This is a genomic window from Ruegeria sp. BB1 (assembly GCF_056539465.1).
Genome location: NZ_JBQFVB010000014.1, coordinates 68,835 through 75,976 on the forward strand (window position 1 = coordinate 68,835; position 7,142 = coordinate 75,976).

Genomic DNA, 7,142 nt, shown 5'->3' on the forward strand with positions numbered 1-7,142 from the left:
ATGCTATGACTGATTCCACTCAGGACCCCGAAGCCGCCCGCTGGAATTACCACCCCGAGGGGCCAGTGGGATTGAACCCGTTGTTCAACTGGCCCCCGCGCCCCGCTGCCGTGCTGAAATGGTATAGCGGTGCCTGGTTGCAGATCACGTCGCTGACTCTGTGCTTGGTGGTGGCGGTGACAGCCTATGTACTCTTTTTCCCAGCGTTAGAGACGATGAAAAGCTTTGCACCCGGCTGGATGTTCCGCATTTGGCTGCTGAACATGGTGCCTCAGATTCTAATCGCGGGTGGTCTGCACTGGTGGCTGTACATGCGCAAAGGGCAGGGCATGTACAAAAAGTTCGACCGCCGCGACCTGACCCGCAGCAACGGCACGTTCACCTTTCGCAATCAGGTTTGGGACAATATCTGGTGGACGCTGGGCAGCGCGATGACAGTCGCGACAGTGTATCAGTGGATCATCTACTGGGCGATGGCGAACGGCTATGTGCCCACCGTAACTTGGGCCAGCGCACCGGTCTGGTGCGTGGTTTGGCTGGCATTCATACCGATGTGGTCGGGATTGCATTTTTACTGGGTGCATCGGCTGGAACATCACCCCAAGCTGTATAAACACGTGCATGCCGTGCATCACCGCAACGTAAATACGGGGCCGTGGTCAGGCATTTCAAACCATTGGTTCGAAAACATCCTGTACTTCACCACCTACTTCATCCACTTGATCGTGCCCTCGCATCCGCTGCACCTGCTGTTCCATGCCTATTTCCAACAGGTCAGCCCGGTCCTGTCGCATTCCGGATTTGAAAAGCTGCGTGCCCGGGAAACCGATGCCGCCCGCGCAGGGGACTTCTTCCACCAGCTGCATCATCGGTATTTCGAGTGCAACTACGGCACCTCTGAGATTCCGTTCGACAAGTGGTTTGGCACCTATCACGACGGCTCGGCCGAGGCGACGACGCGGACGCGCGCTTTCAAAAAGCAGATGTATACCTGAAAGGTCAGCTCCGCTCGAACAAGGCGATCAGAGCGGTATCATCCTTGTTGGGGCCTGCGGCGAGGTCCCCATAGATGCGCACCTCGGGCAGGGTCAGGTTTCGAATCTGGCCCTGCGCCATTTTATGCAAGGTTTCGGCAAAGCCCATTTTTTCATAGTGTTTTGCGTTGATCGACAGGGCGAACTGTGCGCCGGGGCGGGCGATGCGCAGCAGGGCGGGCAGGGCCTCAGGGCCCAGATGGCCATGGGTGAAAGTGCCCGAGGATACGATGCCCGCATAGCTGTCGCGCGGGACCGGGATACCCTGGTTCAGGTCTGCCTCAATCGCATCGCGGTAGATATCCTTGCGCATGGCCTGATCCAGCATTTCGGCGCTGATATCCGTGGCGTCAATTGGCCCGACGCCCAGACCGGCCAGAACCGCACCGCACAGTCCTGTGCCTGCGCCCACATCCAGAACCGGGCCTTGCCCACCCGCGCTCACAAAGGCACGGGCCGTATGGATGTGCAGTTGATAGTCTTCAAGTGCTGCAAAGGAATCGTCATAGTCCCCGGCCCACTCGGCATAGAGCCGTTTGTGTTCTTCCGGTGAGTCCAGGGCATAGGCAGCGTGCAGATTGGGTGTTTTGTCACTCATACTCAAAAGAAAGGCGCATTGAGGGATTCGAATCAAGTATTCCGGCGCAATTGCTTGCATCCGCCGGGATTGCGGATCATCTAAGGCGCCATGACAGGAACTCTTTTTTCGTTCGGCCACGGATATTCGGCGCAAGCCTTGTCCCAGCTACTTGAACCACAAGGTTGGCGTATCTGCGGCACCACACGCGACCCGGCCCAATCCCCCGCTATTCGCGCATCCGGAGCAGACCCGCTGGTCTGGCCAGGGCAGGTGCCGAATCTGGACGGGGTGACGCATTTGCTGATTTCGACGGCGCCGAAAGCGGACGGAGACCCGGTGCTGGCTGCCCTGCAAGATGAGATTTCTGCGCGGGCTGCGCAGTTTGAATGGGTGGGATACCTGTCGACGACCGCAGTCTATGGCGATCATCAAGGCGCATGGGTGGATGAAACTACCCCGCCTGCGCCCACGGCTGAGCGTGGCAGATGGCGGGTGAAGGCTGAACAGCAGTGGATGAGCATCCCTGATCTGCCCACACATATTTTCCGGCTGGCGGGCATCTATGGTCCCGGTCGCGGTCCGTTTTCCAAGCTCAAGCGGGCGGGGATGCGGCGTATTATCAAGCCCGGTCAGGTGTTTTCGCGCATTCACGTCGCGGATATCGCACAGGTTCTGGCCGCCTCGATGGCCGCGCCCAACCCTGGTGCCATATATAACGTCTGCGATGATGAGCCGGTGCCACCGCAGGACGTGATCGCCTATGCCGCTGAGTTGCAGGGCCTGCCCTTACCGCCAGAGGTGCCGTTCGACGAGGCTGATCTGACCCCAATGGCCCGCAGTTTCTATAACGAAAACAAGCGGGTCAGGAATGATCGGATCAAGGACGAACTGGGCGTACGTCTGCTTTATCCTGATTACCGCACCGGGCTTGAGGCCCTGATGAAAGACACCTGACGCTCAGCCAGCAGCCTTGATCAGTTCAGCGGCCTTTTCGGCAATCATGATGGTGGGAGCATTGGTGTTGCCGGACACCAGCGTCGGCATAACCGAAGCGTCGATCACGCGCAGCGCATCGATACCACGTACGCGCAATTCCGGGTCGACCACGGCCATGTCATCCAAACCCATTTTGCAGGTCCCGACCGGGTGATAGATCGTGTCGGCGCGATCGCGGATGTGGTTTTCCCAATCGGCATCGGTTTGCGCGGTTTCGGTTCCGAACATTTCCTTGTGCCGATACTTCTCCAGCGCCGGGGCCTGAATGATGTCACGCGTCATCCGCGCGCCCTTGATCAGCGTTTCCAGATCACGGTCGTCAGACAGGAACGCTGGATCAATGGCAGGGGCGGCGAATGGGTCGGCGCTGTGCAGCCCCACCGTGCCCCGGCTTTCGGGGCGCAATTTGCAGACGTGGCAAGTAAATCCGTGACCGTAATGCAGTTTGCGGGCGTGATCGTCGACCAAGGCAATAGTGAAATGCAGCTGAATATCAGGCCGATCCAGATCAGGCGATGTTTTCAGAAAAGCCGCCCCTTCGGCAAACGGCGTGGCCGCCATTGAAACGCCGGTCTTACGCCAACGCAGCAGGTGCCGCAGCAGGTTCACCGATGCGGTCGCCCCGATCCCGAAATTGTCAGTGTCTTTTGTTTTGTAGGACAGAATAAAATCTAGGTGATCCTGCAGGTTCTGGCCAACGCCGGGCAGGTTATGGCGCACGGTGATGCCGTGTCGGGCAAGGTCCGCGCCATCCCCAATTCCTGACAGTTGCAGCAATTGTGGAGATTTGAGTGCACCGGCACAAATCAGCACTTCTCGTCTGGCCGTAACCACGATGTCGGGCCCTTTGCCTTTTTTCTTGTAGATCACGCCGCTCGCGCGCTTGCCGTCGAATGTCAGTTCTTTTGCCACTGCATGAGTGATGACTTTCAGGTTCGGGCGGTCCATCACCGGAAAGACATAGGCCGCAGCTGCTGAACAACGCTCTCCATTTCGGGCCGGGTCGTGAAATTGGGTCACTTGGTACAGGCCGACCCCTTCATTGTTGCCACGGTTAAAGTCATGCGTGCGGCGGTGCTGCAATTGTTCGGCTGCGCGGATGAAATCATGAGTGATCGGGCGCGGCTCTTTTTGGTGTGAAACCTGAACCGGACCGCTGTCACCATGCAGATCATCGGCTCCGTCCTCATTATTCTCGGATCGTTTGAAAAAGGGTAGCACGCTCTCCCAATCCCAGCCGGTGCAGCCCAGATCGGACCAGCCGTCATAGTCCTGACGCTGTCCCCGTATGTAAAGCATCGCATTGATGGCACTGGACCCACCCAGTGCCTTGCCGCGCGGCTGATACCCCCGGCGTCCGTTCAGGCCCGGCTGTGGCACGGTCTCGAACGCCCAGTTGTTGATCTTTGGCCGCCCGGGCAGGGCAGCGACCACGGCCGAGGGCATACGGACCAGAATACTGTCGCCACGACCGCCAGCCTCAAGCAGGCAAACGCGGGTGTTTGGGTCGGCGCTGAGGCGATTGGCCAGTACCGAACCCGCGGACCCGCCGCCAACGATGACGTAGTCGAATTCCATTTTGACTCCCTCAGTGCCGGATCGGGTATGGCTATGCCTGTAACCTTCCGTGGGTCTGACTGTGGCGCAGCGGTCGAAAAAAACAATTGGCGCTATTGGGATGTGACCCAAGGTTATTTTGTGGTGCTGCCGGTGAACGGGTCGTAACGCTGTGGATTATGAAAATACCATAATCATTTCCTATCGCATTCATCATTAAACAAAACTTTTATGCATGATTTTGATTTGCTACTTCTGGTGGTGACAAGACCAAAGAGTCGCCGATCCCCCCGAGCGAAAAACGCGTGCCCCTGGGCGCGCGTTAAGGGCGGGTAAAGGTGTCATCTGCATGAGTTCTTGATCGACCAAGTTTGAACCGTGCGAACCTGCCGGAAATTAGCCAGGAATGGAGATCGATATGGATGGAAGTGATAACCCCAAAACGGGCGGATGCCCGGTGATGCATGGCGCCGGAACCCGGTCAAACCGGGATTGGTGGCCCAACCAACTGAACCTGTCGATCCTACACCAGCATGCGCCCGCGTCGAACCCGCTTGGGGGCGATTTTAATTACGCGGAAGAGTTCAAGAAGCTGGACATGAAAGCGCTGAAGGAAGACCTGTACGCGCTGATGACGGATTCTCAGGATTGGTGGCCGGCGGATTACGGTCATTACGGTGGACTGTTCATCCGGATGGCCTGGCACAGCGCCGGAACGTACCGGACCGCAGATGGCCGTGGTGGCGCGTCGACCGGTAACCAACGCTTTGCGCCGCTGAACAGCTGGCCGGACAACGGCAACCTAGACAAGGCGCGCCGTCTGTTGTGGCCAATCAAACAGAAATACGGCAATCAGATTTCCTGGGCAGATCTGATTATTTTGGCCGGTAACTGCGCCATCGAATCCATGGGTGGCAACACCTTTGGCTTTGCCGGTGGCCGCGAAGACATCTGGGCACCCGAAGAAGACATCTATTGGGGTACGGAAACGGAATGGCTCGCTCCGACAGACAATCCTCACAGCCGCTATTCAGGCGAGCGTGATCTGGAAAACCCGCTGGCCGCCGTGCAGATGGGCCTGATCTATGTGAACCCCGAGGGCCCCGACGGGCAGCCTGATGCGTTGGCCTCTGGTCGTGACATCCGCGACACGTTTGGTCGGATGGCAATGAATGACGAAGAGACAGTCGCATTGGTCGCGGGTGGTCACACCTTTGGCAAGGCACACGGCGCAGGTGATCCCGATCTGGTTGGTCCGGAACCCGAGGCTGCGCCGATCGAGGAAATGGGCCTTGGCTGGATAAACAAGTTCGGTTCGGGCAAGGGTGACGACACCACCACCAGCGGGATCGAAGGGGCGTGGACCGCGAACCCGATCCAATGGGACAATGGCTATTTCGACCTGCTGTTCGGCTATGACTGGAACCTGACCAAAAGCCCCTCGGGCGCCTGGATCTGGGAACCGGTCGGCGTGAAAGAAGAAGATATGGCCCCTGCGGCGCATGATCCGTCGAAAAAGGTCAAGACAATGATGACAACGGCGGACATGGCGATGCGCATGGACCCGATCTATGGCCCGATCTCAAAGCGGTTCCACGAGAACCCGGAAGAGTTCGCGGACGCCTTTGCCCGTGCCTGGTTCAAGCTGACCCACCGCGATATGGGCCCGCGCTCGAACTATGTCGGTGATGAGGCCCCGACCGAAGAGTTGCTGTGGCAGGACAATGTACCGGCCGTGGATCACGACCTGATCGACGACACGGATGCGGCTGACCTGAAGAGCAAGATTCTGGCAGCCGGCCTGTCGGTCTCTGAACTGGTGTCGACCGCCTGGGCTTCGGCCTCGACATTCCGCGGGTCGGACAAGCGCGGCGGAGCCAATGGCGCCCGCATCCGTCTTGCGCCGCAGAAAGACTGGGACGTGAACGAACCGATGAAGCTGTCCAAAGCGCTGGATGCGTTGGAAGGCGTTCAGAAAGCGTTTAACGATGCGCAGTCGGGCAACAAACGGGTCTCTTTGGCCGATGTGATCGTTCTGGGCGGTGCAGCCGGTATTGAACAGGCCGCCAAAGCGGCGGGTCATGAGGTTCAGGTACCGTTCGCCCCGGGCCGCACAGATGCGACGCAGGATCAGACGGATGTCGAGTCGTTCTCGGTGATGGAGCCATTTGCAGACGGCTTCCGGAACTATCAAAAGTCCGACTACAGCGTTTCGCCCGAAGAACTGTTGATCGATCGGGCGCAGCTGCTGGCTCTGTCAGCCCCGGAAATGACGGCGTTGGTTGGCGGGCTTCGGGTAATGGGCGCGACGTTCGGCGACACAACACATGGTGTGTTCACTAACAACGTCGGCACGCTCAGCACCGATTTCTTTACCAACCTGCTGGACATGGGTACCGAGTGGAAAGCTGCGGGCAACGGCGTCTATGAAGGCCGCGACCGCACCAGCGGGGCGGTCAAGTGGACCGGAACACGTGTTGATCTGGTCTTTGGGTCAAACTCGCAACTGCGAGCGCTGGCCGAGGTCTACGGTCAGGCCGATGCCGGGGGCAAATTCGTCTGCGACTTTGTCTCGGCCTGGAACAAGGTGATGAACGCGGATCGCTTCGATCTGTCGTAAACACGCGACTAACGTAATGATTGCGCCGTCCGAAGAGACTCGGGCGGCGTTTTCTTTGGCCCAGCCCCGGGGCGCATACCAAGCATTGGGTACGATTCCGCCCATAGATCAACCCTTCCCCCAATTTCAGTGGCCTGTAAGCGGGTTTTTCCCACGAATTGTTAAGTTAACTTATTGATTTCATTAAGGTGGGTAAGTTTCTGAGGGGAAAAGCGAAGTTTTTTCAAAATGGGGGTTGCAGGTCCCAGACCTAATCCGTAAATACCCCTTCACCGGCGCTGCTGAGGCGGTGTTGGGACGCTGGAGACGGCGGAGACGCTCAGGAGAGACTGGGGGCATCTTGAGGGATTTGTTA

5 protein-coding genes are annotated in these 7,142 nt (G+C 58.3%); 3 read left to right on the forward strand and 2 right to left on the reverse strand.

Annotated features, from left to right (window positions below; genetic code table 11):
* Positions 1-5 precede the first annotated feature (5 nt).
* On the forward strand, positions 6-995 hold the full coding sequence (locus tag ACR0AL_RS20555; RefSeq protein WP_480664478.1) for a sterol desaturase family protein: 990 nt from the start codon (positions 6-8) through the stop codon (positions 993-995).
* Between the two features lie 4 nt (positions 996-999).
* Here ACR0AL_RS20555 and ACR0AL_RS20560 read toward each other — a convergent pair whose 3' ends face one another.
* A complete protein-coding gene (locus ACR0AL_RS20560; RefSeq protein WP_170349455.1) occupies positions 1,000-1,632 on the reverse strand; it encodes a class I SAM-dependent DNA methyltransferase in 633 nt (210 codons plus the stop codon).
* Positions 1,633-1,722: 90 nt separating this feature from the next.
* Here ACR0AL_RS20560 and ACR0AL_RS20565 point away from each other — a divergent pair, with 90 nt between their 5' ends.
* The gene (locus ACR0AL_RS20565; RefSeq protein WP_170349453.1) at positions 1,723-2,568 is read left to right on the forward strand and encodes an SDR family oxidoreductase; all 846 of its coding nucleotides are present in this window, start codon (positions 1,723-1,725) and stop codon (positions 2,566-2,568) included.
* 3 nt (positions 2,569-2,571) lie between these two features.
* On the opposite strand, the gene ACR0AL_RS20570 is transcribed toward ACR0AL_RS20565, so the two are convergent.
* Positions 2,572-4,188 (reverse strand): GMC family oxidoreductase, encoded by a 1,617-nt coding sequence (locus ACR0AL_RS20570; RefSeq protein WP_170349451.1) that lies wholly within the window; start codon positions 4,186-4,188, stop codon positions 2,572-2,574.
* Positions 4,189-4,585: 397 nt separating this feature from the next.
* Between ACR0AL_RS20570 and katG the strand changes: the two genes are divergently transcribed.
* Positions 4,586-6,787 carry a catalase/peroxidase HPI gene (gene katG, locus ACR0AL_RS20575; protein ID WP_480664480.1) on the forward strand — a complete coding sequence of 734 codons (2,202 nt, stop codon included), beginning with the start codon at positions 4,586-4,588 and terminating at the stop codon, positions 6,785-6,787.
* Positions 6,788-7,142: the final 355 nt, after the last annotated feature.

Bases quoted from the DNA above. Each gene is read 5' to 3' on its own strand.
- ACR0AL_RS20570 (WP_170349451.1), bottom strand. From the start codon at position 4,188: ATGGAATTCGACTACGTCATCGTTGGCGGCGGGTCCGCGGGTTCGGTA.
- ACR0AL_RS20565 (WP_170349453.1), top strand. From the start codon at position 1,723: ATGACAGGAACTCTTTTTTCGTTCGGCCACGGATATTCGGCGCAAGCC.
- ACR0AL_RS20555 (WP_480664478.1), top strand. From the start codon at position 6: ATGACTGATTCCACTCAGGACCCCGAAGCCGCCCGCTGGAATTACCAC.
- ACR0AL_RS20560 (WP_170349455.1), bottom strand. From the start codon at position 1,632: ATGAGTGACAAAACACCCAATCTGCACGCTGCCTATGCCCTGGACTCA.
- katG (WP_480664480.1), top strand. From the start codon at position 4,586: ATGGATGGAAGTGATAACCCCAAAACGGGCGGATGCCCGGTGATGCAT.